Origin of the sequence: Flavobacterium sp. (genome assembly GCF_044361015.1) — a bacterium.
GTDB lineage: Bacteria > Bacteroidota > Bacteroidia > Flavobacteriales > Flavobacteriaceae > Flavobacterium.
The window spans coordinates 16,803-42,060 of sequence record NZ_JBIKJL010000019.1; the positions used below are offsets into that span (position 1 = coordinate 16,803).

Annotated in this window: 21 protein-coding genes, 1 tRNA gene and 2 pseudogenes; 11 read left to right on the top strand and 13 right to left on the bottom strand. The window is 32.1% G+C overall.

The genetic code is table 11. The features are described from left to right. Positions 1 to 57 precede the first annotated feature (57 nt). The 5 genes from ACIQ2Z_RS06615 to ACIQ2Z_RS06635 form a co-directional block, all read right to left on the bottom strand. Positions 58 to 753 (bottom strand): YggS family pyridoxal phosphate-dependent enzyme, encoded by a 696-nt coding sequence (locus tag ACIQ2Z_RS06615; protein WP_396183359.1) that lies wholly within the window; start codon positions 751 to 753, stop codon positions 58 to 60. 261 nt (positions 754 to 1,014) lie between these two features. Further along, on the bottom strand, positions 1,015 to 2,232 hold the full coding sequence (locus tag ACIQ2Z_RS06620; RefSeq protein WP_396183360.1) for a DUF1015 domain-containing protein: 1,218 nt from the start codon (positions 2,230 to 2,232) through the stop codon (positions 1,015 to 1,017). A gap of 71 nt (positions 2,233 to 2,303) precedes the next feature. Next, positions 2,304 to 3,191, bottom strand: a complete 888-nt coding sequence (locus tag ACIQ2Z_RS06625; RefSeq protein WP_396183361.1) for a 3-hydroxyacyl-CoA dehydrogenase family protein — start codon at positions 3,189 to 3,191, stop codon at positions 2,304 to 2,306. Positions 3,192 to 3,239: 48 nt separating this feature from the next. Further along, on the bottom strand, positions 3,240 to 4,244 hold the full coding sequence (locus ACIQ2Z_RS06630; protein WP_396183362.1) for a YhcG family protein: 1,005 nt from the start codon (positions 4,242 to 4,244) through the stop codon (positions 3,240 to 3,242). A gap of 100 nt (positions 4,245 to 4,344) precedes the next feature. Next, entirely contained in the window at positions 4,345 to 5,310 is a 966-nt protein-coding gene (locus ACIQ2Z_RS06635) for a Gfo/Idh/MocA family protein (RefSeq protein ID WP_396183363.1), read from the bottom strand. A gap of 156 nt (positions 5,311 to 5,466) precedes the next feature. Between ACIQ2Z_RS06635 and ACIQ2Z_RS06640 the strand changes: the two genes are divergently transcribed. Beyond that, positions 5,467 to 6,108: a protein-L-isoaspartate(D-aspartate) O-methyltransferase gene (locus ACIQ2Z_RS06640; RefSeq protein ID WP_396183364.1), complete on the top strand. Its 642-nt coding sequence runs from the start codon at positions 5,467 to 5,469 to the stop codon at positions 6,106 to 6,108. A 32-nt stretch (positions 6,109 to 6,140) separates the two neighbouring features. Continuing rightward, positions 6,141 to 7,421: a T9SS type A sorting domain-containing protein gene (locus tag ACIQ2Z_RS06645; RefSeq protein ID WP_396183365.1), complete on the top strand. Its 1,281-nt coding sequence runs from the start codon at positions 6,141 to 6,143 to the stop codon at positions 7,419 to 7,421. Positions 7,422 to 7,448: 27 nt separating this feature from the next. Here ACIQ2Z_RS06645 and ACIQ2Z_RS06650 read toward each other — a convergent pair whose 3' ends face one another. The 3 genes from ACIQ2Z_RS06650 to smpB form a co-directional block, all read right to left on the bottom strand. Continuing rightward, positions 7,449 to 8,501 (bottom strand): Fic family protein, encoded by a 1,053-nt coding sequence (locus tag ACIQ2Z_RS06650; protein WP_396183366.1) that lies wholly within the window; start codon positions 8,499 to 8,501, stop codon positions 7,449 to 7,451. 100 nt (positions 8,502 to 8,601) lie between these two features. After that, complete coding sequence (locus tag ACIQ2Z_RS06655) at positions 8,602 to 9,240, bottom strand: hypothetical protein (protein ID WP_396183367.1); 639 nt, start codon at positions 9,238 to 9,240, stop codon at positions 8,602 to 8,604. 80 nt (positions 9,241 to 9,320) lie between these two features. Continuing rightward, the gene (gene smpB, locus ACIQ2Z_RS06660) at positions 9,321 to 9,773 is read right to left on the bottom strand and encodes an SsrA-binding protein SmpB (protein WP_396183368.1); all 453 of its coding nucleotides are present in this window, start codon (positions 9,771 to 9,773) and stop codon (positions 9,321 to 9,323) included. A gap of 207 nt (positions 9,774 to 9,980) precedes the next feature. Between smpB and ACIQ2Z_RS06665 the strand changes: the two are divergent. The 4 genes and pseudogenes from ACIQ2Z_RS06665 (at position 9,981) to ACIQ2Z_RS06680 (ending at position 11,821) form a co-directional block, all read left to right on the top strand. After that, a pseudogene (locus ACIQ2Z_RS06665) lies at positions 9,981 to 10,803 on the top strand (IS982 family transposase). An 84-nt stretch (positions 10,804 to 10,887) separates the two neighbouring features. Beyond that, a tRNA-Pro gene (locus ACIQ2Z_RS06670) sits at positions 10,888 to 10,961 on the top strand. A gap of 261 nt (positions 10,962 to 11,222) precedes the next feature. Continuing rightward, entirely contained in the window at positions 11,223 to 11,516 is a 294-nt protein-coding gene (locus ACIQ2Z_RS06675) for a hypothetical protein (protein ID WP_396183369.1), read from the top strand. Between the two features lie 11 nt (positions 11,517 to 11,527). Then, entirely contained in the window at positions 11,528 to 11,821 is a 294-nt protein-coding gene (locus ACIQ2Z_RS06680; protein WP_396183370.1) for a hypothetical protein, read from the top strand. A 53-nt stretch (positions 11,822 to 11,874) separates the two neighbouring features. On the opposite strand, the gene ACIQ2Z_RS06685 is transcribed toward ACIQ2Z_RS06680, so the two are convergent. Both ACIQ2Z_RS06685 and ACIQ2Z_RS06690 read right to left on the bottom strand, forming a co-directional pair. Beyond that, on the bottom strand, positions 11,875 to 12,897 hold the full coding sequence (locus ACIQ2Z_RS06685; protein ID WP_396183371.1) for a hypothetical protein: 1,023 nt from the start codon (positions 12,895 to 12,897) through the stop codon (positions 11,875 to 11,877). 240 nt (positions 12,898 to 13,137) lie between these two features. Beyond that, a complete protein-coding gene (locus ACIQ2Z_RS06690; RefSeq protein ID WP_396183372.1) occupies positions 13,138 to 13,560 on the bottom strand; it encodes an energy transducer TonB in 423 nt (140 codons plus the stop codon). Positions 13,561 to 13,769: 209 nt separating this feature from the next. Here ACIQ2Z_RS06690 and ACIQ2Z_RS06695 point away from each other — a divergent pair, with 209 nt between their 5' ends. Next, entirely contained in the window at positions 13,770 to 14,444 is a 675-nt protein-coding gene (locus ACIQ2Z_RS06695; protein ID WP_396183373.1) for a hypothetical protein, read from the top strand. 66 nt (positions 14,445 to 14,510) lie between these two features. Here ACIQ2Z_RS06695 and clpB read toward each other — a convergent pair whose 3' ends face one another. Then, positions 14,511 to 17,114, bottom strand: coding sequence for an ATP-dependent chaperone ClpB (gene clpB, locus ACIQ2Z_RS06700; protein ID WP_396183374.1), 2,604 nt, complete (start codon positions 17,112 to 17,114; stop codon positions 14,511 to 14,513). A 163-nt stretch (positions 17,115 to 17,277) separates the two neighbouring features. On the opposite strand from clpB, the gene ytxJ reads away from it, so the two are divergent. Continuing rightward, complete coding sequence (ytxJ, locus tag ACIQ2Z_RS06705) at positions 17,278 to 17,667, top strand: bacillithiol system redox-active protein YtxJ (protein ID WP_396183375.1); 390 nt, start codon at positions 17,278 to 17,280, stop codon at positions 17,665 to 17,667. A gap of 39 nt (positions 17,668 to 17,706) precedes the next feature. On the opposite strand, the gene ACIQ2Z_RS06710 is transcribed toward ytxJ, so the two are convergent. Continuing rightward, complete coding sequence (locus tag ACIQ2Z_RS06710; protein WP_396183376.1) at positions 17,707 to 18,888, bottom strand: hypothetical protein; 1,182 nt, start codon at positions 18,886 to 18,888, stop codon at positions 17,707 to 17,709. 81 nt (positions 18,889 to 18,969) lie between these two features. Continuing rightward, entirely contained in the window at positions 18,970 to 20,253 is a 1,284-nt protein-coding gene (gene fahA, locus ACIQ2Z_RS06715) for a fumarylacetoacetase (protein WP_396183377.1), read from the bottom strand. A 110-nt stretch (positions 20,254 to 20,363) separates the two neighbouring features. Between fahA and glyA the strand changes: the two genes are divergently transcribed. The 3 genes and pseudogenes from glyA to ACIQ2Z_RS06730 form a co-directional block, all read left to right on the top strand. Beyond that, positions 20,364 to 21,638 (top strand): serine hydroxymethyltransferase, encoded by a 1,275-nt coding sequence (glyA, locus tag ACIQ2Z_RS06720; protein ID WP_396183378.1) that lies wholly within the window; start codon positions 20,364 to 20,366, stop codon positions 21,636 to 21,638. 161 nt (positions 21,639 to 21,799) lie between these two features. Next, entirely contained in the window at positions 21,800 to 24,028 is a 2,229-nt protein-coding gene (locus tag ACIQ2Z_RS06725) for a LysM peptidoglycan-binding domain-containing protein (RefSeq protein ID WP_396183379.1), read from the top strand. Next, positions 24,028 to 25,258: pseudogene (locus tag ACIQ2Z_RS06730) on the top strand (hypothetical protein); the annotation flags it as partial. The gene ACIQ2Z_RS06725 and the pseudogene ACIQ2Z_RS06730, both read left to right, overlap by 1 nt.

Consider the following 25,258-nt stretch of genomic DNA (forward strand, 5'->3'; position numbering starts at 1 on the left):
AATTACTATTACTAATTATTTTCTTTTCTCTTTTCATGCCTACTATTTTAACAGTTCCTACTCTATTCCCCCTTCAGGGGTTAGGGAGCTCCTGTCGCCAAAGATACTACTTCCAATCCGAATCATGTTACTTCCGCATTCAATGGCAAGTTGATAATCGCCACTCATGCCCATGGATAACGTTGTCAGATGGCAGTTGTCAGTTTTCATTTGACTGTGTTTATCAAAAATAGCTTTTAAATGTAAAAACTCTCTTTTTATTTGTGTTTGATCGTCAGTAAATGTTGCCATTCCCATCAGACCGACAATTTTGATATTTACAAACTGGTCTTTGTCATGCTGAACTTGTTTCAGCATCTCTTCTAATTCATTTTCATCCAAACCAAATTTCGTTTCTTCTTCGGCAATGTGAATTTGCAACAAACAATCGACTTTTTTCCGCCATTTTGCGGCTAATCGATTGATTTCTATGAGCAATTTCAAACTATCCACGCCATGAATTAAACTGACATACGGAATCATATATTTCACCTTATTCGATTGCACATGACCAATCATATGCCATTGAATATCTTTTGGCATTTGTTGCCATTTTTCGGTCATTTCTTGGATTTTGTTTTCGCCAAAAATGCGTTGACCGGCGTTATAGGCTTCCATCAAATCAGTTACCGGTTTTGTTTTGGAAACGGCTACTAAAGTTACGTGTGGCGGAAGAGCGGATTTTATCTTTGCTAAATTATTTGCTATTGACATTTTATTGCTTTTATTAGAACACAGATTTAAGAAATTTTAAAAATTAGAAAAGCACTTATATAAATGATGCTTTACTTAAACTGTGATTTTTATTTGCATATATAGTTATACTTATAAAATCAATCACAGGTGGGTTATCTACTGGCATTTTAAATATTTGTGTGATTTCTCCTTTGTCGAAATGACAAAGAATGCGTCTGTTTTTTTTCTCTAAATTCTATCTTCTAATCTTCCATCTTCCATCTTCCCTCTTCCCTCTTTTCACAATTCATACACCATCAACCCACTTCTAAACTTCGGTTCAATATAGGTACTCTTCGGTGGCATAATCAAATGATTGTCAGCCAATGCTTTAATCTCCGAAATATCCGAAGGATAAAGCATAAAACCGACTTCAAATTCGCCTTCATCAATCAATTCCTTGAGTGTTAAAATAGATTGCTTTCCGGGAATGTATTCAATACGTTCGTCGTTACGCAAATCGTCAATTCCAAGCAGCGGTTGCAAAACTTTGTTGTATAAAATTTGAGCATCTAAGTTTTCTAAAATAGTTGGATTTTTAGTTTCTTGCTTGTAAAAAAGTGCGTAAAAATTACCATCTAAATACATGCCAAATTCAAACTTACTTTGTGGCTTCCACAATTCTTGTTCTTTGTTTTTAATGATGAAATGTTCTTCTAATTTCAATAAGAAATCAATTGTTTCATACCCGTTTAAATCACGAATAATTCGATTGAATTCGAAAATTTTGACATTACTTTCAGCAATTAAAAAACTCATGAAATAGTTCAAGTTTTCGTTGCCCAAATGCTTGTCTTGGTCATATAATAATTCAGCTGAAGCCGAACGATGATGACCGTCGGCAATGTATAATTCTGGAATCAATTCAAATTGTTTTTGCAACCACTGAATTTCTTCGGCACTTTCAATTTTCCAAAGCTGGTGCTTTTCTTTATTGGTTGTGGAATAATTGTAGATGGGCTGACTTTTTTTCTTTTCTTCAATCCATTGGTTAATCGATGGATTATCTGGATAGGTAATCAAAACAGGTTCGGTATTAAAACCGGTTTGATGCAAATAATCTTTGAATAATTCCACCCGATATTGCAAGGTATCTTCGTGTTTTTTAATCACATTGTTTTTGTAATCTTCAATGGATGTTCCCGCAACAATTCCGGTAAATACATTGGTTTTAGTTTGAATTTCATACAGAAAGAAAACGGGTTGATCTTCTTCTATAAAAATTCCATCGGCTTTAAAATCCTGGTATTTATGAGCTACACCTTTGAAACGTTTGTCCAATGTGATTTTTTGCGAATGCACATATGCCGGATGAATCACATGTAAAAATGAGTACGGATTAAAATTCAGCCACGAAGCCAATTCGGTCTGACTGTAATCGTCATAATTTCTACAAGTAACTAAAGCGACTTTGTCCGGTGTGGGACGAACGGCTTTAAAGGGGATTATTTTACTCATTAAATAAAAGTGTTCAGTTGGCAGTTTTAAGTGTTCAGTAACTGCCAACTAATTACTGAACACTGATTACTTTATTTACATTGTTTCGAAACTTTCTCCGCTTTCTTGCTCTCCGAATAATCATAAAAACCTTCACCGGATTTCACCCCTAGTTTTCCGGCCATCACCATATTTACTAATAGTGGGCAAGGAGCATATTTTGGATTTTTGAAACCGTCGTACATCACATTCAAGATGGAAAGACAAACATCTAAGCCAATAAAATCAGCCAATTGCAAAGGTCCCATTGGGTGAGCCATTCCTAATTTCATCACCGTGTCAATTTCTTGAACTCCAGCAACTCCGTTATACAATGTTTCAATGGATTCATTAATCATCGGCATTAAAATTCGATTAGCCACAAAACCAGGATAGTCATTTACTTCTGTAGGTACTTTGCCTAATTTGACTGATAAATCCATGATGATTTTAGTCACTTCATCCGAGGTATTATACCCGCGAATAATTTCAACCAATTTCATAATCGGCACCGGGTTCATAAAATGCATACCAATTACTCGTTCCGGATGAACCACTTGAGCTGCAATTTGTGTGATGGATATGGATGAAGTATTCGTTGCCAAAATCACATTGTGATCACAAACATCACTTAGTTGTTTAAAAATTGTCATTTTTAAGCCTACATTTTCAGTGGCCGCTTCCACAACTAAATCACAACCTACAACTCCGTCATTAATGTCGGTATAAGTTATAATGTTTGAAATGGTTTGGTGTTTGTCATCTTCAGAAATAGTGCCTTTTGCTACCATTCTATCCAAGTTGGAAGCAATAGTTGCGATACCTTTTTCTAACGATTTTTCAAATTTATCAATTAATTTTACTTTAAATCCGCTTTGAGCAAAGGTGTGAGCGATTCCATTACCCATGGTTCCTGCTCCGATTACTGCGATTGTTTTCATTTGTTATTTAGTTTCAAGTTTCAAGTTTCAAGTTTCAAGTACTTGAAGTTAGTTATTTTGATTTAATATGTTTATTTCTCGTCTAATTTCTTTCAATAATTGTTCTTCAGATGGAAGATATAGTTGATATTGGCTAGCTAAAATAGAATTGTTTTTTTCTGGCAATGAGTATTTTACAACGGCATTATTTTTATCAGCACAAAGCAAAATTCCAATCGTGTGTTTTTCGTGAGCTACTTTTTCAACGCGGTCATAGTAGTTAACATACATTTGAAGTTGACCTAAATCTTCATGCGTTAATTTATGTGTTTTAATTTCAAATAAAACGAAGCATTGCAACAAACGATTGTAAAAAACTAAATCGATAAAAAACTCATCACCTTCTAAATGAATTCGTTTTTGACGAGCAACAAATGAAAATCCATTACCTAATTCTAATAAAAAATCTTGGAGATTCGTAATAATAGCTTGTTCAAAATCTTTTTCATAATAAGCACTTTCACGTTTTAATCCTAAGAATTCTAATATTAAAGGATCTTTGATGATTTCATTTGGATGGGTTGGGATCACTTCATTTCGAGCAACTGCCAAAACACTTTCTTTGTCATTACTCAACAATAGTCGTTCAAATAATTGACTATTTATTTGCCTTTCCACTTGGCGAACCGACCAATTGTTTTTTGCTGTTTCAGCTATATAATATTCTCTTTTGTCTTCATTGTCAATACTTAACAGTAATTTGTAATGCGACCAACTCAATTGCGTCCGCAGTGTGGACGCAATTGGAAATATTCTGTAAAATTGCCTGTAACGTTCTAATTGTCTTACTGAAAATCCACTACCATATTCAGGTTGCAGCTGTTCCGAAAGATATTTAATCAAATAATTTCCATAATCCGCTCTCTCTTTTCCCTGTTGTTCTTCATTGAAAATACGTTCGCCAATATGCCAATACATGACCGTTCGATGATGATCTACCGAACGAATTGCACCTTCTTTAGCTTGAGCTATTAAAGTTTTTATTTCAAGTAGTAAACTATTGGATAAAGACATATAGTGTTTCAGGTTTCAAGTTTGGCTTTGCCTTGTTAGGCTTCGTATTGAGTCAAGTTTTAGGTTTCGCAACAACTTGAAACCTGAAACTTGAAACAAATTACCTTTCCATCGAATCAATAATCATATACGCCACTCGCAGAGCTTCCGTTCCATCTTCCAACGTCACAACCGGAGTAGAATTGTTATTTATCGCATCCGCAAAAGTTTCCAATTCATCCAAAATAGCGTTATTCAAAGAAACTTCGGGATTGTCAAAATAAATTTGTTTTTTGATTCCTTCCGCATTTTGTAAAATCATGTCAAAATCACCTGGGACTTCCGGTGCGTCTTTCATTTTTACCACTTCACACACTTTGTCTAAATAATCGACAGAGATGTAAGCGTCTTTTTGAAAAAAACGTGATTTCCGCATGTTTTTCATCGAAATCCGACTCGAAGTGACATTGGCAACACAGCCATTTTCAAATTCAATTCGAGCATTGGCGATGTCGGGAGACTGACTTAAAACGGGAACACCACTCGCATGAACGGCTTTTACTTTTGATTTCACCACACTTAAAATAGCATCAATATCGTGAATCATTAAATCTAAAACTACAGGAACATCCGTTCCACGAGGATTAAATTCGGCCAAACGATGAGTTTCAATGAACATCGGATTGTGAATTTGATTTTTTACAGCTATAAACGCAGGATTAAATCGTTCTACATGTCCCACCTGACCTTTAACATGATTTTCTTTTGCTAAAGCAATGATTTCTTCAGCTTCCTCAACAGTTGTAGCAATAGGTTTTTCTACAAAAACATGTTTGCCAGATTTAATTGAAACTTTAGCACACTTGTAGTGGGAAAGGGTAGGAGTTACAATATCAATTACATCCACCGCATGAATTAATTTAGCAATTGTGTCAAATTGTTTATATCCAAATTCGGCTGCTATTTTTGCTCCGTTTTCTTGATTTTCATCATAAAAGCCAACTAATTCGTATTTTGAGGATTGTTTGAGTAATCGTAAGTGTATTTTTCCAAGGTGACCGGCACCTAAAACGCCAATTTTTAGCATAAAAGTAAATTTTATCAAAAATAGTAATAATATGAGAAAATACAATGTTTAAAAACTTCAAATTGCTAAGAAGGTTATAAATATTTATTCTTCAACTTTAGATATTGTAAATTGGATTTTTTACCACTATTTTTACCAAAATAAAGATTACCAAAATTGAAAGACACTTCTAAACATCAAGGACTTCGAAATCAGTTGGTCAAGCTATTGGAAGGAAAAGGAATAGTTGATAAAAACGTGCTGGAGGCAATACAAAAAATCCCTCGTCATTTATTTTTAGATTCAGGTTTTGAACAATATGCTTACCAAGACAAAGCTTTTCCGATAAGTGCAGGGCAAACCATTTCGCAACCTTATACTGTTGCTTTTCAAACGCAATTATTAGAAGTAAAAAAGGGAGATAAAGTATTAGAAATTGGAACAGGTTCTGGTTACCAAACGGCAGTTTTATGTAGTATGGGAGCTAAAGTATATTCTATAGAAAGACAATTGGAACTGTTTAAAAAAACATCATTATTATTACCAAAATTAGGAATCAGAACCAAACATTTATCATTTGGTGATGGATACAAAGGATTACCTGATTATGCTCCTTTTGATAGCATTATTGTTACTGCCGGAGCTCCAACAATTCCCAAACCATTGATGGAACAGTTAAAAATTGGTGGAAGATTAGTTATTCCTTTGGGAAAAAACGAGCAGATAATGACTTTGTTAATTCGAAAAAATGAAACACAATTTGAAAAACATGAACATGGTGAATTTCGATTTGTTCCTCTGTTAGAAGATAAGAATTAGATTAATTTTCTTGTTTTTATAAAATAAAATTTATGCTAAAAAAAATATTCTTTTTATTCTTTTCTATGTTCTTGAATGCTCAAGGATACACTAGTTATTTTACCGGAAATTCAACTAATATTACCACGCAAACTCAATTTGGAGTTTGTTTGATGGGTGGAGCTTCTGAACATGATGAAGCTATGAAGTGGCTTTTACAAAAGGCTAATGGCGGTGATGTTGTAATTTTGAGAAGTTCAGGTAGTAATGGATATAATAATTATTTATTTTCAGAATTAGGAGTGGTAGTTAATTCTGTAGAAACATTGGTTATTACATCAGTAGCCGGTGCTACAAATCCTTATGTGTTAAATAAAGTGGCGAATGCAGAAATGTTATGGTTTGCTGGTGGTGACCAATGGAATTATGTATCATTTTTTAAAGACAATGCACTTGAGGATCTGTTAAATCAACACATCAATATAAAAAATGCCCCTATTGGCGGAACAAGTGCTGGAATGGCGATTTTGAGCGGTAAATATTTTAATGCTCAAAACGGTTCAATAACATCTGCACAAGCAATGAATAATCCGTATCATCCTAATGTAACAATTGGATATGATGATTTTTTATCCGTTCCTTTTTTAAACGATGTAATTACCGATACACATTATGATAATCCTGATAGAAGAGGAAGACAAAGTACATTTATTGCAAGATTAAAAAATGATTTAAATGTAAATGTAAAAGGAATTGCCGCTAATGAATACGTAGCCATTTGTATTGATGAAAATGGTAAAGCTCAGGTTTTTGGCGATTATCCGGCTTATCAAGAGTTTGCCTATTTTGTTCAAGCCAATTGCAGTAATCCGAATCCAATAGAAAATATTCAGGCTAATCAACCTTTGACATGGAATTATAATGGTCAGGCCCTTAAAGTGTATAAAGTTCCCGGTACTATGAATGGGAGTCACTTTTTTGATTTGAGTAATTGGTATAATGGCAATAATTCAGGTGGTAGTTGGGAAAATTGGTCGGTGAATAATGGTGTATTTGACTCTGTTGTTGGTACACCAATTGATTGTGCTTTATCATTATTTGATTTTAAAAAGTATGATTTTAAGGTAATTCCAAATCCATTTTCAAATCGTTTTTTTGTAGAAGGAATTACTTTAGCTAAAATTTTAATATTTGATTTACAAGGAAGATTAGTTTTGCAAACTCAAGTAATCAGTGAAGAATTTATTGAAACAAGTCAATTAAATTCGGGAATTTATACTATTCAAATAGAGGAAGAAAATCAAATACAATTTAAGAAACTAATAAAAAAATAAACACACAACTCTAGTAGTTTAGGTAGTTTATAGATGATTAATAATGCTTAAATATCGTTCTAAACTTTCTTTTTCAAGCTGTGCAATAAAGAGTAAGAAGTCTTCTTTATTTTTTTTTGTTTGAGCAGATTCTAAGGCATTGTAATACTTCATTCGATTATCATAATTACCTTTAATATTGGCTATAACATAACCATGTTGTAGTAAAATTAAGTTCATGACTAAACGGGAAGTTCTTCCATTTCCTTCAATAAAAGGATGGATATTGACTAACCTTTGGTGCATTTCTGCAGCTAAAATTAACGGATGTAATTTGTTTTTTTGACTTTCATACCAAATAAAATAATCTTCCATTTCTTTGAGAATCAAATAGGGTTGAGATGGCATGTTTTGACTTCCGGTAATAATTACTTGCACCCTGCGATAACTTCCGGCATCTTCCGGATTAATACCACGAAGAATCAAATTGTGAATAGAAAGCAATTCTCGTTCATTAAACGGAAAGCCTCTTTCTATCAATTGCTTGATATATCCGATGGCTTCTTTATGATTAATTGCTTCTAAATGTTCACGCATGCTTTTTCCGGAAACGGTTAAACCTTCGTTGATAACTAATTCGGTTTCACGCAAAGTCAATGTGTTTCCTTCAATTCGATTACTTTCAAAAGTATATTCCAACTCAAGAGCTTGTGCAATTCTAAGACGATCATTACTTCTTTTTTGATCTAAAAATTTCTTTAAACCATCAATTTCATTTAGAACTAGTTGCAATGAATTTGAAATTTCCTTTCGATTAAAAGAGAGATTATTTTTGATATGTTCTTCAGCTACTTGTATGGCTTTTAAGGCCAACTCATCAGAACCAATTTCATATAAAATTTTTTCTTTTAACCAAACAATCATCAAGGTTTCATAATCTATCTTTAAAATAGAAGCTAATTTGGCAATTTGTTCACGAGTTGGTTTCCTTGTACCATTTTCAAATTTACTAATCAATGCTTGATCTATCCCCAAAAGTTTTGCTACTTCACGAGTTTTTAGATTCTTTTGTTCACGAGCATTTTTTAATAAATTTTTCATCACATTAATGTCATTACAAAAATAGTCACATATGCTGGACGCACAAAAAAATCGCAAGTAACTTTTTAAATTACTTGCGAAACTATTACTTTTTGAACTTTTATTTTTTTGGAGGCAATGAACCGTCTTTTCTCATTTGAGTAACAATTTCATTTATAATATTTCCGGCTGTTTCGTCAATATGACCGGATACATTAGATGATTTTGTTGTTCCTGACCAAATTAAATTATTATTTTTTAATGAAAAGATATTGGTTTCTATAAAATAATAGGTGTTTTCAACATAATAACCAGGATCGTAATAATAAGGTGAATAATAGCCATACCAACCACCAAACATGGTACCATAACTGTTGTAATAAGGATTACCATAATACAATGAAGTGTTCATTCCTGCAACATAATCTGTTTCTACACGTGTGTCTACTAATCGCAATGTCACAACGCCATCAAATTTTTCTAAATTTAAAAGTTTAATTAACATCTCTTGTGTCATATCCTTGTTTCCTTTATGCAAAAAATTGTAGGAGGGTTTAAATCCTGGATTATATTCTTGGAATTTAGTCTCTACAACTCTTCTGGTAACATCATCTTTCAAAAGTGCAACTACTAATACTTTTTTAAATTGTTCACTGACTAACGATGTGTTTGGATCTCTCCAACTGTTAACAATGGTTGTGTTACTACTACTACAAGAAAGTAAAAAAGAAAATGCTATAAATCCCAGAATTTTTTTCATAAAATTATTTTGAAAAGTTTATTATTGTTTAAAAATAGAAATAAAATTAGAATAATCAGATAGACTTTTAAAAAAGTGCGTTAAAAACTTTTTTTCATTCTATCAATTTCACGCTTGGTATCTCTGTCTTTTATGGTTTCTCTTTTATCATAGGTCTTTTTACCTCTGCATAAAGCAATTTCCATTTTGGCATATCCTTTTTCGTTGACATATAATCGCAAAGGAATGATTGTTAGGCCTTTATTTTGCATACTTTTTTCTAAACTTTTTAATTCTTTTTTGTTTAATAAAAGTTTACGTTCACTTTTAGCTTTGTGATTATAATGAGTGCCATATAAATATTCCTCAACTTGTGAATTAATTACAAATAATTCACCATCGTGAAATTCGCAAAAACTTTCTGTGATTGAAGCTTTTCCGAATCTTATAGATTTAATTTCTGTTCCGGTTAAAACAATTCCGGCATCATATTTCTCCAAAAATTCGTAATCAAATTTGGCTCTTTTATTCAGTATGTTTATCATTCTTTGCATAATGTTGCAAATGTATGAACAAAAATGAGGATTATTTAAAAATTTATTATACTAGAAAACCCGTTGGGTGAAATTATTTGAAGTAAAATAAATTGAATAAATGTTGGTCAAGATGCTGAAAATCAGTATCTTGAAGTCGAAAAACAACCAACATTTATTATAAATATAGTTAAAAATTATTTTAGAGTATTAGAAGTTATAAGTTCTTTGAATTTTGAGTTAGATTTTAAATTAGGAATTGGCAGAAAGCAAAAAATGTCTGATATAGAAGTAGTTGCCTTGAGTTTGACTGCAGAATTTATGTCAATTGACAGTGAAAATTCACTTTTCAAACAGCTACTTCCAGGTGAAATTTCCAATTTAATTGAGCGTAGTCAATTTAATAAAAGACGTAAAAAGCTGTTTTTGTTTTCTGAACAAATTAGAACAGAGTTAGCTGCTAAATTTAAGTGTTTTGAAGACTACTTTATTGTTGACAGTATGCCTTTAGAGATTTGTAAATTTTCACGACATAACAGGATAAAAATCTGTAAAAATGATTTTGAAACGGCTCCATCAAAATGATTTTGTGCTTCACATAACAATTTGTTTTATGGGTACAAACTTCATGGCGTTTGTTCTGTTACTGGTGTTTTCCATTCGTTAGACATTACAAAAGCGGAAGTTCATGATATTCATTTTTTGAAAAACATAAAACAGCAAATGTCTGATTGTGTCTTGCTTGGAGATAGAGGCTATCTGTCTGATAGCATACAACTGGATTTATTCCAATCAGCAAATATTAAATTGGAAACACCAAAAAGAATGAATCAAGTGAATTATAAACCACAACCGTATGTTTTCAGAAAATCCAGAAAAAGAATAGAGACATTATTCTCTCAATTATGTGACCAATTTTTAATTAGAAGAAATTATGCTAAAACTTTTGAAGGATTTAAAACTCGAATTTTAGCCAAAATAACAGCATTAACTCTAGTTAAATATATCAATAAATTGACCAATAAACAATATCAAAAATCAAATCATTTAACTACACCCAACGGGTTAAATTAATAATTTCATCCCTATTATTTTGTGATATATAGTACAATGAATTACATTTGCCCTCACTATTCGGGATGTAGAGCAGCCTGGTAGCTTACTAGCATGGGGTGCTAGGGGTCGCTGGTTCGAATCCAGTCATCCCGACGAAACAAATCCTTTGAGGAATACTCAAGGGATTTTTATTTTCTAAAAATTAGTATTAATCGAACGATATTTTCTGCAAAATAATAATTTGAAATTTTTAATACTAATTGATATTTTACATAATAATTAAATCAACTATTCAATACACATTTCAATATTATTTTGAAAATAATCAAAAAAAATCAAAAAAAATGTTGATATTTAAAATATTATGTTAAATTTGAGTCCCCTTAAATCTATTATTAACCTAAATTTAGCACTATGGCGACTCTTTATGAATCCATTGAAAACGAGAAAATTTCTTCTCTCGTGTTTCCTAAGTCTGATGTATTAAGTAAAAATGAAGCAATTCTTCAACGTATTTCCGAGTTGAAATTGGCTTTGTCATTTGGCAATCTTGATTATTTTAAAATCAAGATATACTTTGAAGATAATCTTTCTAAAAAAGTTGTAGAAGCAAAAGTATGTGGTGTCACAAACAAACGCGTGATATTAACACATGGTATTGGAATTCCAATTAATAGAATTTATAGAACGTTTAAGTTTTATAACTAAATTGCTATTATATGAAGAAAACTATGCCCACTTTCTTTGAATCAATAGAGAAAGAATTGATTCATTCGCTGAGTTTTCCAAAACTAGATGTTTTAGAAAGCAAAGAGCTAAAAAGACACCGCATTGCCGGATTAACAAGAGCTTTAGCTCTAGGAAATATTGAACATATTAAAACAAAAATCTATTTTGAAGACAGTACTTCTAAAAAAATGGTAGAAACTACTATTTGGGGTATTACTGATGATAAAGTTATCCTAAAAAAAGGAGCAATCATTCCAATAAACAGAATCTATTATTCGCAATAGAATCTAGTTAGTTTGTTAAGTTGAAAACACCAACTGTGCCGGTTGGTGTTTTTTTATAAATTATCCAAAATAGATGAATCTAAATCATTTTGTTGATAATATTCAAGTACTGATTTTTTAAATTCAATTGATTTTTTGGCATCACCCATTTTATTTAAACATAAAAGTTGTTGATAAAGCAAATCACCTTTTTGTTCAGGTTCCATTTCCAATTTTGATAAAACGTCCAGTTCATCTTTAACAATTGATATGGTTTGCTTACTTTCAATTATTTTGATGTAAAAATCGGTAATGTATAAGGAAGAAAATATATTGTCTTTACTTTCGTTTAAAAGAACTTTCATAAGTGAAATTGCTTCCTCATTTTGTTTAGTTTCAACTAATATTTTTGCTTCTTCTTCCCATAAAAAATCATTTCCATCTTTTGATAATACTAATCCAATTGTCATTTTTTTTACTTTTCGATTGGTTTCCAAATTCCAAGTTGATTTTTGTTTTTGAATAGATTCTAATAAAATACGTTCCAATGCTTTTATTTCTGTACCCTTTTGTGATCCTTTTTCAACATCTTTTAGATTTTCTCTGTTTTCATACCAATAAATAAAAAATCCGTTATCAATGCTTTTGACGGAATTTTTTAAAATCAGATAACTTTGATTAGTTGCTAAATTTTGTTTGGGAAAAACATCAAAAAGCTGACTAGAAATTTCATTACTTAATGCATTATTTTGATACAGTTGAATCAAATCTGAATAGGCATAAAGAGTTTTGATACTTCTGTCTCCTGCTTCGTATTTTGTTTGAAGGCTTCCTGTTCTTTCTTTAGGATTTAAAGCTTTTTTTCCAATATTTATAAGATATTCTAAATCATTTTTTGCCCCGGAATAATGCACAAAATTCTTGTCTTGATCAAAAAATAAAAAGAAAGGAACTCCCGTGAATTTTAATTTTCTTTCAGCCATGAAAAGGCTATCTTTTCCTTTTAAACCACCTTTGGTGTTTATTTTATAATTAACAAAGTTGGTATTATAAAAATCAGCCATTTCCTTATTTTCAAATAAAGGTTGAATGCTCATACAGATAGTGCAATCCGTGTTGTAATATTCTATGAAAACTAACTTATTTAGTTTTTTAGCTTTTACAAATGCAACATCAGCACTCGACTCAAAAACTATTTTTTGACCAAATGATAGATTAAAAAATAAAATTAAAAACAAGAAATATTTCAAAACAGAATCTATTTACTATAATCTCACAAATTTATAAAGTTGCAATCAATTTGTTAGAATTTTTAGTCAAACTTTAACCAGTAATTGCTAAATTCGATCAATAATTATAGGTAATATATATTGACATCGCACTTGTTTGTTGTCTTTTACAGCCGGGTACCATGGTTCATCAAACTTAATCATTACCCGAATGGCTTCTTTACTGAAATTTTCAGGAATATTATTAAGTATCTTTATGTCAGTAATAGTTCCGTCAGTTTCAACTATAAAACTGCAAATAATTTTAGGAACAAGAGCTTCATTTTTTGGAAATTTAAAATTTCTTGACATGAAACGGTACATACCGTTTTCACCATATATAAGCTTAGGTTTGATGTCGACGTCTTTATCTAAATATACTTTTTCACCGGAAACAGAATGATTTAATTTTCTTGAATAATCAGTTTCTGATTGAGCAAAAATGGTGAAAGAGATGAAAAATAATAATAATTGTATTTTTAATTGTTTCATTTTTAATTGTTTAAAATTTATTTTCTATTAAAATGGTATTATAATAAAATTAATCAGTATTTAAACACTTCTTTTAATTTAGTATATTAAAATTATATTTTATTAGTATATAATCATAAATAAAAGAAATTGTTTAATAAATTAATAAATATTTTATTTTCTTAAATTAATTATATATTTTTGTGGCTTAAAATTTTAAATCTAAAAAAATGAAAAAAATAATTACTTTATTCTTATTGACATTAGTTTTTTATCCGGAATTATCTGCTCAAAGTTTTTCTCCCGATAAAAGAATTTCGCTTTATGGTTCCTATACTTTTGAAGATAGTTTTGATTCGTATTATGATTCTGGTAATTACTACCAAGGCGTTATTCAAGATGGAATGCTTTACGGAGTAGGTTTTGAATTTGAAGTTCGAAAAGATATTTTTTTGGAACTTTCTTATCTTCGTGAAAACACATCGGCTCCTACGCAGTATTTTAATGGAGGCATTTTTGGTAAATATGCTGATATTGATTTAAAAATAAATTATTTAATGTTAGGCGGAAATCACAGTTTTAGCAAACCGGGTTCTAAAGTTGAAGGCTTTGCAGGAGGTTCTCTAGGAATGGCCATCGTCGATTTAGATTATAATGATGGTAATCCAAATAATTATATAAATAATAGAGCTACAAAGTTTGCATGGGGTTTAAAAGCAGGTGCCATTGTTTGGGCAACGCCAAAATTTGGAGTTAAGTTGCAAGCTCAACTTTTATCTGTTGCACAGTCAGTTGGTGGTGGTGTTTTTTTTGGCACAGGAGGTGTAGGAGCTGGTGTAAGTACCTATTCATCAATTTACCAATTCAGTCTTGGTGGAGGTTTGGTTTACAGCTTCCAAAAATAGAAATAGATGCTGTTATAAAATAGAAAGCGACCCGATTTGGGTCGCTTTTTTAGTTTATTTAAATAGTTAAAGCACTAATTCACTTTGATTTCTAAATACTAATTCGCCATTCAAACTATCTAATAATATGATGCTGTCTGTTTTTATAGTTCCTCCTAAAATTTCTTTAGAAAGCTTATTTAAAACTTCACGTTGAATTACTCGTTTTACCGGTCGTGCACCAAACTGAGGATCATATCCTTTTTGAGCCAAATAATCGATTACTTCTGGAGTCGCATCTAATGTAATGTGTTGGATGGCCAACATTTTTGTCACACTTTTTAATTGCAACCCAACAATCTCTCTAATGTTGGCATTTGTTAAAGGGGTAAACATGACAATTTCGTCAATTCGATTAATAAACTCCGGACGAACGGTTTGTTTCAATAACCCTAACACTTCTGACTTTGCTGCTTCGGTTGCAGCGTCAATTCCTCCCTTTAAATTTTCAAATTTCTCCTGAATAATGGCACTTCCCATGTTGGAGGTCATGATGATAATGGTGTTTTTAAAATCAGCCAAACGTCCTTTGTTATCAGTTAATCGTCCCTCATCTAAAACTTGAAGTAGAATGTTAAAAGTATCTGGGTGTGCTTTTTCAATTTCATCCAGCAATATAACAGAATAGGGTTTTCTTCGCACAGCTTCAGTCAATTGACCACCTTCATCATAACCTATATAACCCGGAGGAGCACCAACTAATCGGCTCACAGCATGACGTTCTTGGTATTCACTCATATCGATTCGGGTCATTGCATTTTCATCGTCAAATAAATATTCAGCCAATGCTTTAGCTAATTCAGTTTTTCCAACACCTGTTGTTCCTAAGAAAAGAAAAGTTCCAATTGGCTTTTTCATATCTTGTAATCCGGCTCGACTTCTACGAACGGCATCGCTAATAGCTTCAATAGCTTCTTCTTGACCAACAACTCTGAGGTGCAATTTATCTTCTAACTTCAACAATTTTTCGCGTTCTCCTTGTAGCATTTTCATCACAGGAACTCCTGTCCATTTCGCAACTACTTCTGCAATATCTTCTAGAGTAACTTCTTCTTTTATTAGGGAAGTTCCAGACTGATTTTCAATTAATTGTGTTTGAAGGATGTCCAAACGTTCTTGTGCTTCTTTAATTTTTCCGTAACGAATTTCAGCCACTTTTCCATAATCGCCTTCTCGTTCCGCACGTTCAGCCTCTTGTTTGAAATCTTCAATTTCCAGTTTCACATTTTGAACATTATCGACTAAATCTTTTTCTGATTTCCATTTGGCAAAAATTTCGTTGCGTTCTTCTTTTAAATTGGCTAAATCCAAACCTAAAATTTTTAATTTTGTTTCATCATTTTCTCGTTTGATGGCTTCAATTTCAATTTCTAATTGCATTATTTTTCTATCTAAAACATCCAATTCTTCAGGTTTTGAATTGATTTCCATTCGAAGTTTAGAAGCGGCCTCATCCATTAAATCAATTGCTTTATCCGGTAAAAAACGGTTAGTAATGTATCGCTGAGAAAGTTCTACCGCTGCAATAATTGCGTCATCTTTAATTCTAACTTTATGATGAGCTTCATATTTTTCTTTGATTCCACGCAAAATGGAAATCGCACTTTCAGTATCCGGTTCATCGACCATGATTTTTTGAAAACGTCTTTCAAGAGCTTTGTCTTTTTCAAAATATTTTTGGTATTCATCTAAAGTGGTAGCTCCAATTGCACGTAATTCACCACGAGCCAAGGCCGGTTTTAAAATATTTGCCGCATCCATCGCCCCTTCACCGCCACCGGCACCAACCAGTGTGTGAATTTCATCAATGAACAATACAATGTCTCCTTCGGCGGCAATAACTTCTTTGACAACTGATTTCAGACGTTCTTCAAATTCACCTTTGTATTTTGCACCGGCAATTAAAGCTCCCATGTCTAAAGAAAAAACGATTTTGTCCTTTAAATTTTCGGGCACATCACCATCTACAATTCGGTGCGCTAATCCTTCAGCGATGGCAGTTTTGCCAACACCGGGTTCACCCACAAGCATTGGATTGTTTTTGGTTCGTCTCGATAAAATTTGCAACACTCTTCGGATTTCTTCATCTCGACCAATTACAGGGTCAAGCTTACCTGTTTTGGCTAATTCGTTGAGATTTTTTGCATATTTATTCAAGGAATTATAGGTTTCTTCAGCAGAAGCAGATGTTACACGTTCGCCTTTTCTCAATTCAGTAATAGCGGCTTCTAAGCCTTTTTCGTTCACTCCATGGTCTTTTAAAATCTGAGCAACTTTACTTTTCGATTTAAAAATGGCTAAGATTAAATGTTCGATTGAAACATATTCATCGTTCATTTTTTTGGCAATGATAGAAGCCTCGTTTAACATGGTTCCGGCTTCGCGGGAAAGCATTATTTCGCCACCGGAAACTTTTGGCAAACTCTGAATTGTACTATCTAAAATTTGTGAAAATAAGCTTACATTCACATTCATTTTTTTTAAAATAAATGGAGCAACATTTTCATCAACTTCTAAAATTCCTTTAAAAATATGTTCGTTTTCTAGTTGTTGTTGATTATAACTTTGTGCAATTTGCTGAGCTTGTTGCAAAGCTTCTTGCGATTTGATGGTTAAATTTTTTAAATTCATATAGTGTGTTTTTATAATTTTCAGACAAGTAAATGTCTTTTAATTCAATATCTTTGGTAAATAATTGTCAACTACTGTTCCAATTCTAAAATCAAGACAAAATGTCTTTTTTTGAGTAAAACTTATTCAAAACCAAGTCAAAATGTCTTAAAAGTGTCAAAATATGAGTTTTTTAACCAATTTATTCGGAAGTTCAGAAAAAGATAAAGTATCGAAAGTAGGATGGAGGATATTAGCCGATTTAGGACAACTTAATGAAATCATCGAGCTTTCTCATCAAAAGCCAGTTTTGATTTTTAAACACAGTACACGATGCAGCATTAGTCGTTTTGCCTTGAAAAATTTTGAAAACGAATATGATTTTTCAGAAGAAAAACTTCAGCCTTATTTATTAGATTTAATGGAATACAGAGCTATTTCAAATGAAATCACTAATAGATTTGACGTGATGCATCAATCTCCACAAATTCTTCTCATTAAAGAAGGAAAATGTGTTTATGATGATTCACATGATGGAATTGAAGTAAATAAATTGAAAAAATTTATTGTTTAACTGTTTTAGAAATTTTCATTTGTCAGCATATCAAATGAACTATCTTCTGATTCGATTTCTACTAATAATCTCTTTTAGTTTTGCTTTCAAATCTTCACCGGTATCAAAAACCATTTGTTCGTTAGATGGAAATGGAACTGCTCTTTTACCGAAATACGAAATATATTGTTCATCAAATGCTCTTCGATCACCCCGAAAAGTAGCATAAATATTTTCAAAAATAAACTCACTGGCAAGTGGGTAAGTGTTGATTAACTGATTATTATTGAAATCAATATAATCCACTTTTGCTGTAACTTGACAGGCTTTGAATTGTATAAACTGATACGCTGTTCCTTTTACAGTTATGAATTTATCTACTTTGATGGGATTTCCTAAACTGTCACGAACTATGTTTCCGTTGGCATCTAAAAGATTTTTCACACCATCTTTTATCTGTTTTTCTTGAATCACTTGTTTTTCCTTGATTTGTTCAGGTGAAATGTTAATTTCTCTGAAATTCAAAATGATGCCGAAATCATAAGTAATTCCTTGATGTCTGTTGCTGTGATAAACCGTCCATTTATCGTTTAAACCATAGGTGCTAAAATCCAATAAATCATCTTGCAAACGAATAGGAATCATCATGTTGGTTTCGTTTTTTGTATAAACATTTACAAAATCAGTTCCTTTGAATTGAGCTTCTTCAATTAGTTTTTTGACATCTTTAAATCCCGGATTGATGCTGTTTAAATAGTTTAAATCATCGAAAACTTTTCTAGCTTCAATTTTATTTGCTGTTTGTAATAAGTTTTTAGAATTGGTATATAAATAATTAGACAAGGCATTTTTACTATCAATAATTTCTGTAGAATAATTGTCCATAGGAAAAAAAGCGTCTCTACCTTCTTTCAGTAATTTTAAGGGTAGCAAAGGTCTAATTAATTCTTGACGACGATTGAGTTGAACGTACGAATTATATATTTGTTCTAAATTTGTTGGATTGGCGTCTTTTGACCATGAATCGATGTTTCTTAAATCTCTTTCTTTTGCTTTGGCAAATGCTTCTTCAAGTATATAAACGTAATCTTGTTTTCCTTTTGTATTTTTATTGTTTCGTAAACTATTTACAGCAATATGAATTGCTTCGTCATAATTACCTGAATTTAGCTGGTTGGTAGACTGTTTTACTCCACAAGAGAGAATGCTGTAGAAAAATAAAAGAAGCGTAATTTTTTTCATGAAATCAAATTTTTATAAAAATCAAATATAATAAACATGAACAATCTGGAGCAAAAAAAATCCGGTAAAACCGGATTTAAATTATTGTCTTACAAAGGGGGGGAGTAGCTTGCTTTTAACTTCACCAAAGCCAATTCTAATTTGTCCATTTTGACAATATCCCTTCATTGTAACAGTATCGTTGTCATTTATGAATTTTCGTTCACTTCCATCTTTCATTTTTATTGGGTTTTTTCCACCCCATGTTAATTCCAACATAGAACCAAAGCTATCTTCAGTAGAACCTGAAATTGTTCCGCTTCCCATCATGTCTCCGGAATTTACTTTACAACCATTAGAAGTATGATGAGCTAATTGTTGGGCCATTGACCAATACATATATTTAAAATTCGATTTGCTCACTAAAGTGGAGTCTGTTTTTTCAGGAGTGATATAAACTTCTAAATTAATATCAAAGGCATGTTTTCCTTTTTGTTGCAAATAAGGAAGAGGAGCCGGAGATTGTTTAGGGCCTTTTGTTTTAAAAGGTTCTAAGGCATCCATCGTTACAATCCAAGGTGAAATAGAAGAAGCAAAATTTTTCGATAAAAAGGGACCAAGCGGAACATATTCCCATTTTTGAATGTCCCGGGCACTCCAATCATTCAACAAAACCATTCCGAAAATATAATCTTCTGCTTCATTAACGGGAATATTTTCTCCCATTATATTAGCATCGGTTGTTATAAAAGCCATTTCTAATTCAAAATCAACTAATCTTGAAGGACCAAAAACCGGTTGGGTATCTCCATTTGGAAGCGTTTGACCCATAGGACGATGAACAGGTATTCCGGAAGGAATTATTGTAGAACTTCTTCCGTGGTAGCCTACTGGAATATGAAGCCAATTTGGTAACAATGCATTCTCGGGATCACGAAACATTTTACCAACGTTTGTTGCGTGTTCTTTACTAGAATAAAAGTCAGTATAATCACCAATTAATATAGGAAGTTGCATCTCTATATCATTCATTTTAAAAATGATGATATCTCTATGCTCTTTGTTATCTCTTAGTTTTGGGTTATTGCTATCAAATAAATCTCCAATTCTGTTTCTTACTAAACGCCAGGTTTTTTTTCCGTCAGAAATGAAATCATTTAAAGTATCCTGCATGAACATATCATCCGTTAAATCAATACCTTCAAAATAATTCAATTGCTGCATAGCACCTAAATCAATAGCACAATCACCAATTCTTGTTCCAATGGTTACAATATCATCCTTAGTTAAAAAGACGCCAAAAGGAATGTTCTGAATAGGAAAATCACTCTCGATTGGTACTTCTATCCAAGATTTTCTGTTGGGGTTGTTAGCTGTTATAGGCATTTTTAAATGTTGATTTAATGTTGAAAAATTATAAACCAAATATATTATTTACTATCAATTTAACAAACGATTTTTGTAATTTTGAGCTCAATTTAACGAAATATTATCAAATGCAACGCGACGAACAAATTTTTGACCTTATTTTAGACGAGCAAGATAGACAAATTCACGGATTAGAACTTATTGCCTCTGAAAACTTTGTGAGTGACCAAGTGATGGAAGCTGCCGGATCTGTTTTAACAAATAAATATGCCGAAGGTTATCCGGGTAAGCGTTATTATGGAGGTTGTGAAGTAGTGGATCAAGTGGAACAAATTGCCATAGATAGAGCAAAAGCCCTTTTTGGTGCCGAATATGCTAATGTCCAACCTCATTCAGGTTCACAAGCGAATACAGCGGTCTTTTTTGCTTGTTTAAAACCGGGAGACAAAATTCTAGGTTTCGATTTGTCACATGGCGGGCATTTAACGCATGGTTCACCGGTGAATTTTTCAGGAAGATTATACAATCCTGTTTTTTACGGAGTTGAAAAGGAAACCGGACGTTTGAATTATGATAAAATTCAGGAAATAGCAACTAAAGAAAATCCTAAAATGATTATTGCGGGAGCATCTGCTTATTCCAGAGATATGGATTTTAAACGATTCAGAGAAATTGCAAACAGTGTTGGAGCAATACTCTTAGCAGATATTTCTCATCCTGCCGGATTAATAGCAAAAGGTTTATTAAATGACCCGATACCACATTGTCATATCATCACAACAACTACTCATAAAACACTTCGTGGTCCTCGTGGAGGGATGATTTTGATGGGGAAAGATTTTGAAAATCCATTCGGAATAAAAACACTTAAAGGAGAAATCAGAATGATGTCCTCGTTATTAGATGCTGCAGTTTTTCCGGGAAATCAAGGTGGTCCACTAGAACATATTATTGCAGCCAAGGCAGTTGCTTTTGGTGAAGCGTTATCAGATGAGTTTTTTAGATATTCACTTCAAGTGCAAAAAAATGCAAAAGCAATGGCTGAAGCATTTGTCAAAAGAGGATATGATTTAATTTCAGGCGGAACAGATAATCACATGATGTTGATTGATTTACGAAATAAAAACATCACAGGAAAAGAAGCTGAAAATGCATTAGTAAAAGCAGAAATTACGGTGAACAAAAATATGGTTCCATTTGATGATAAGTCACCTTTTGTGACATCGGGAATTCGAGTAGGAACTCCTGCTATTACTACAAGAGGTTTAGTTGAAGCGGATATGGAAACCGTTGTTGTCTTAATTGACCGCGTAATTATGAATTTTACAAACGAAGAAATCATTGAGGAAGTTGGTAATGAAGTGAATGATTTTATGGGTGAAAGAGCCATTTTTGTGTATTAAAAAATTGTTAATAACAATCTTAAAAATAACCTTCAGAAGACATAAACTTTCGAAGGTTTTTTTTAAATTTATAAATTAGAAAAGTAAGTTTTTATTTACTATTGTAATTTAATCGAATGAAAAAATTTTATTTTTTAATTATACTACTGCTACAGTCTTGTTTGAGCCTATTATTTGCTCAGGAAGGCATTACAAAACACACCGTTTTAAAAGGAGAAACAGTGATTTCTATTGCTCAAAAGTATAAAGTGACACCAAATGATTTGTATAAACTTAATCAGGAATTGGCAAACGGAATTAAGGAAAATGAAGTAATTAATATTCCCGTTTCTTTGGTTACTAAAGTTCAAAAGACAGAAGCCAAGAGTGAAAAGGATACATCTAATTCAAATAATGATGTAATAATTTACACAGTAAATCCCGGGGAAACAAAATTTGGTTTAGCAAAACGATTTGGAATTTCAATTAGTCAATTAGAAAATCAAAATCCTCATATTGTTAATGGACTTCAAGCTGGTCATAAACTTGAAATCAGAGGTGGAAAAGATGTTTATGTGTTAAAGGAATCAAAAAACGTAAATCAATTTATAGATTTTATTATTTATGTTGTTCTCCCACAAGAAACCCTTTACGGAATTTCGAAACGAAACGGTTTAACAGTAGATGAATTAACTGAAGCAAATAAAGATTTTTTGAATGGTGTTTTAAAGAGTGGACAAACTTTGAGAATTCCGGTTAAGAAAAACAATTCTTCTAACTCTGAGAATTCTAATTATCATCTTGTACAAGCTGGAGAAACAAAATATGGATTGTCAAAACGCTACGGAATTTCAATTGAAGAATTAGAAGCAAAAAATCCTCAGATAATAAAAATGTTGCAAACCGGTCAACGAATTGTTGTTTCAGGAGGAGTGTCTTCAAATGCAGTATCAAAAGAAGAAGTTCCTAAAAGTGAGCCGGTTTTGGCTGAAGTTCCAAAAGTGGAACAAGAAAATGTAAAGTCAAAAGATAATCCTGTAAAAGTCGAAGTTCCTCAAAGTACAGATTCTGGTTGGGTAGATTATGAAGTTCAGCCAAAGCAAACTTTATTTGGTCTGTCAAAAATGACTGGAATGAGTCAAGATAAATTAATAGAAGTTAATCCTAATTTAGCAGAAGGAGTAAAGATTGGAATGATAATAAAAATTCCATCCGATAAAATTACGACTGAATTGGCTGCTGTAAATAAAGTTTCGGAGTCAAAACCAGTTGTGCCAGATGTTGAAATTAACCAAAGCAAAGTTGAGTCAAAAGTTAAAAACAAAAAAGAACAAATAGGCTTACTTAAAACATTAAATAAAATGGAGAAAAGAGAAGTGGTTATGTTGCTTCCTTTTTCATCAGAAAAATATGAATATTTCATAAAAAATCAAACGGTAAGTACAAATCAATCAACTGAATTTGATTTTTATGCTGGTGCTACATTTGCTATAGACTCATTAAAAAGAATGAATGTTCAGGTTGATGTAAAAACTATTGAACTTGAATTTAATAAGGAAATGAAGGCAGAGTTAGTTTCACTTAAAAAAAATAAAGTTGAAAATTCGAAAGCTATTTTATGCTTTTCTTCAAAAGGGAGCACTGAAAAAATAGGTGATTTTGCTTCAAAAAATAATATTCCATTTATAGTAAATAGACAAGAAGAGGGGAGTAAAAATTATCCGTCAACGTTTGTTAGTATTCCCTCTAAAAATGATTTAGCTCAAATGATGCTGAATTATATTGCCGAAAAAAACGGAAATTTAATTGTGGTAAGCGATGCCATAAATGCTATAAATGAAGAGTTTATTTTTCAAAATTTCCCTAAAGCTCGCTTTGTCAAATTAAGCAGTAAAGGAGTTTTAGAATCTGAATCACTTACAAACGAGCTAATTTTAAACAGAAAAAATTATGTTGTTTTAAATACTGACAAAACCGGTTTAATATTAAATACAACTACTATTCTATTGAAAGAATCGAAGGACTATCAAATTCAATTGGCATTATTACAACCTAAAGAATATATCAGTGGGGAAGGTCTATCCGATATGCGATTTAAAGCATTAAAAATGTTGTATCCTTCCTATTCTAAAAGAAATAACCAGGAGCAAATAAATCGTTTTAAAATAGATTTCATAAGAAATTATAATTTTGAACCAAATCCTGAAAATATTAAAGGTTTTGATGTAACTTTTGATGCATTGGTTAGGCTGTTTCAAGACAAAAATTTTGAAGCAACAGCAAAAGATGATAGTACGGAACAATTAAATTATACTTTTCATTATTTTAAAAATTCAGATAATGGTTATTCAAATAAAGGAGGTTATATTCTTCAATATGATGTTGATTCTGATACTAAAATTGCCAATTAATGATAAAAAACTCGCGATATCTTATGGGTTATTTTAATAAAATAAGTTCTATTTCAACAACTTTTAAAAGTAAGTTGTTCAGAACGTTTCTACTACTTTTATTATTTACTGGAAATGAGTTGTTAGCTCAATGTCCAACTGTTACTAATTTGAATCAGTCTTTCTGTGATATACAATCACCAACTGTCGCTAATTTGCAAGCAATAAATAATGGTGATGGTATAGCTTGGTTTGAAACAGATGTTTCCACAATTCCTTTAGCTCTTGGAACAGGACTAGTTAATGGGGAAGATTATTTTGCGGATAATAGTACAGGAAATTGTGGAACAAGAATACGTGTAGTTGTAACAGTTTATTCAGCACCTACCGGGCAAAATTTTCAAGGTGTATGTGTAGATTTTCCTAGTCAAGCTACAATTGCAAGTTTATCTGCTATTGGAAATAATGTGCAATGGTATAATGTTCCTGTCGGGGGATCTCCTTTGCCATCAACAACTGTTTTAATACAAAATACTATTTATTATGCAAATCAAACTAATCCAGACACTGGATGTTTGACTTCTAGACTATCAGTATTTGTTAGTGTTGGCGTTGTTCCTGTTCCAACGGGTTCTGCAATTCAAATTTTTTGTGAAAATCCTTCAAATCCTCCAACTGTTGCTAATTTAAATGCAACTGGAAATAATAATTGGTATCTTACAAGTACTTCAGCTTTACCATTGGACATTGATACGCCCTTAATTAATGGACAAACATATTATGCAACTACGGTTAGCCCACCTTGCGAAAGTTTAGAACGATTAGAAGTTACTGTTACAATCCAACCTTTTAATAACGCAGGTAGTAATGGTGTTTTTGATATTTGTGAAACAGAATTATTATCAACTTCTCCAATTAATCTTTTTGATATTTTGGGTGGAACTCCTTTTTCATCAGGAGTTTGGTCAGGACCATTGCTAACTTCAAATGGTAATTTAGGAACGATTGATGTTTCCTTGTTAACCTTAGCAGGAAGTCCATATGTTTTTACTTATACAGTTTCAGAATCAACGGAATGTCCAATAGCAACATCAACGGTTACGATTAATGTAATTGCTACAAAAAACGCAGGCACTAGCGGCAGTATTACTTTATGTACTACGAGCCCTAGTATAGATTTATTCACCTTATTAGGAAATAGCCCTGAAACAGGCGGGACCTGGAGTCCGGCATTAGCCAGTGGCACAGGTG

What these genes read in the sequence shown, in the direction of transcription:
- ACIQ2Z_RS06625 (WP_396183361.1), bottom strand. Translation starts at nt 3,191, where the DNA reads ATGAAAACAATCGCAGTAATCGGAGCAGGAACCATGGGTAATGGAATC.
- ACIQ2Z_RS06680 (WP_396183370.1), top strand. Translation starts at nt 11,528, where the DNA reads ATGAAGAAAACTATGCCCACTTTCTTTGAATCAATAGAGAAAGAATTG.
- ACIQ2Z_RS06710 (WP_396183376.1), bottom strand. Translation starts at nt 18,888, where the DNA reads ATGAAAAAAATTACGCTTCTTTTATTTTTCTACAGCATTCTCTCTTGT.
- ACIQ2Z_RS06685 (WP_396183371.1), bottom strand. Translation starts at nt 12,897, where the DNA reads ATGAGCATTCAACCTTTATTTGAAAATAAGGAAATGGCTGATTTTTAT.
- ACIQ2Z_RS06635 (WP_396183363.1), bottom strand. Translation starts at nt 5,310, where the DNA reads ATGCTAAAAATTGGCGTTTTAGGTGCCGGTCACCTTGGAAAAATACAC.
- ACIQ2Z_RS06675 (WP_396183369.1), top strand. Translation starts at nt 11,223, where the DNA reads ATGGCGACTCTTTATGAATCCATTGAAAACGAGAAAATTTCTTCTCTC.
- ACIQ2Z_RS06655 (WP_396183367.1), bottom strand. Translation starts at nt 9,240, where the DNA reads ATGAAAAAAATTCTGGGATTTATAGCATTTTCTTTTTTACTTTCTTGT.
- fahA (WP_396183377.1), bottom strand. Translation starts at nt 20,253, where the DNA reads ATGCCTATAACAGCTAACAACCCCAACAGAAAATCTTGGATAGAAGTA.
- ACIQ2Z_RS06615 (WP_396183359.1), bottom strand. Translation starts at nt 753, where the DNA reads ATGTCAATAGCAAATAATTTAGCAAAGATAAAATCCGCTCTTCCGCCA.
- ACIQ2Z_RS06645 (WP_396183365.1), top strand. Translation starts at nt 6,141, where the DNA reads ATGCTAAAAAAAATATTCTTTTTATTCTTTTCTATGTTCTTGAATGCT.
- clpB (WP_396183374.1), bottom strand. Translation starts at nt 17,114, where the DNA reads ATGAATTTAAAAAATTTAACCATCAAATCGCAAGAAGCTTTGCAACAA.
- ACIQ2Z_RS06650 (WP_396183366.1), bottom strand. Translation starts at nt 8,501, where the DNA reads ATGAAAAATTTATTAAAAAATGCTCGTGAACAAAAGAATCTAAAAACT.
- ACIQ2Z_RS06690 (WP_396183372.1), bottom strand. Translation starts at nt 13,560, where the DNA reads ATGAAACAATTAAAAATACAATTATTATTATTTTTCATCTCTTTCACC.
- glyA (WP_396183378.1), top strand. Translation starts at nt 20,364, where the DNA reads ATGCAACGCGACGAACAAATTTTTGACCTTATTTTAGACGAGCAAGAT.
- ACIQ2Z_RS06630 (WP_396183362.1), bottom strand. Translation starts at nt 4,244, where the DNA reads ATGTCTTTATCCAATAGTTTACTACTTGAAATAAAAACTTTAATAGCT.
- ACIQ2Z_RS06695 (WP_396183373.1), top strand. Translation starts at nt 13,770, where the DNA reads ATGAAAAAAATAATTACTTTATTCTTATTGACATTAGTTTTTTATCCG.
- ytxJ (WP_396183375.1), top strand. Translation starts at nt 17,278, where the DNA reads ATGAGTTTTTTAACCAATTTATTCGGAAGTTCAGAAAAAGATAAAGTA.
- ACIQ2Z_RS06620 (WP_396183360.1), bottom strand. Translation starts at nt 2,232, where the DNA reads ATGAGTAAAATAATCCCCTTTAAAGCCGTTCGTCCCACACCGGACAAA.
- smpB (WP_396183368.1), bottom strand. Translation starts at nt 9,773, where the DNA reads ATGCAAAGAATGATAAACATACTGAATAAAAGAGCCAAATTTGATTAC.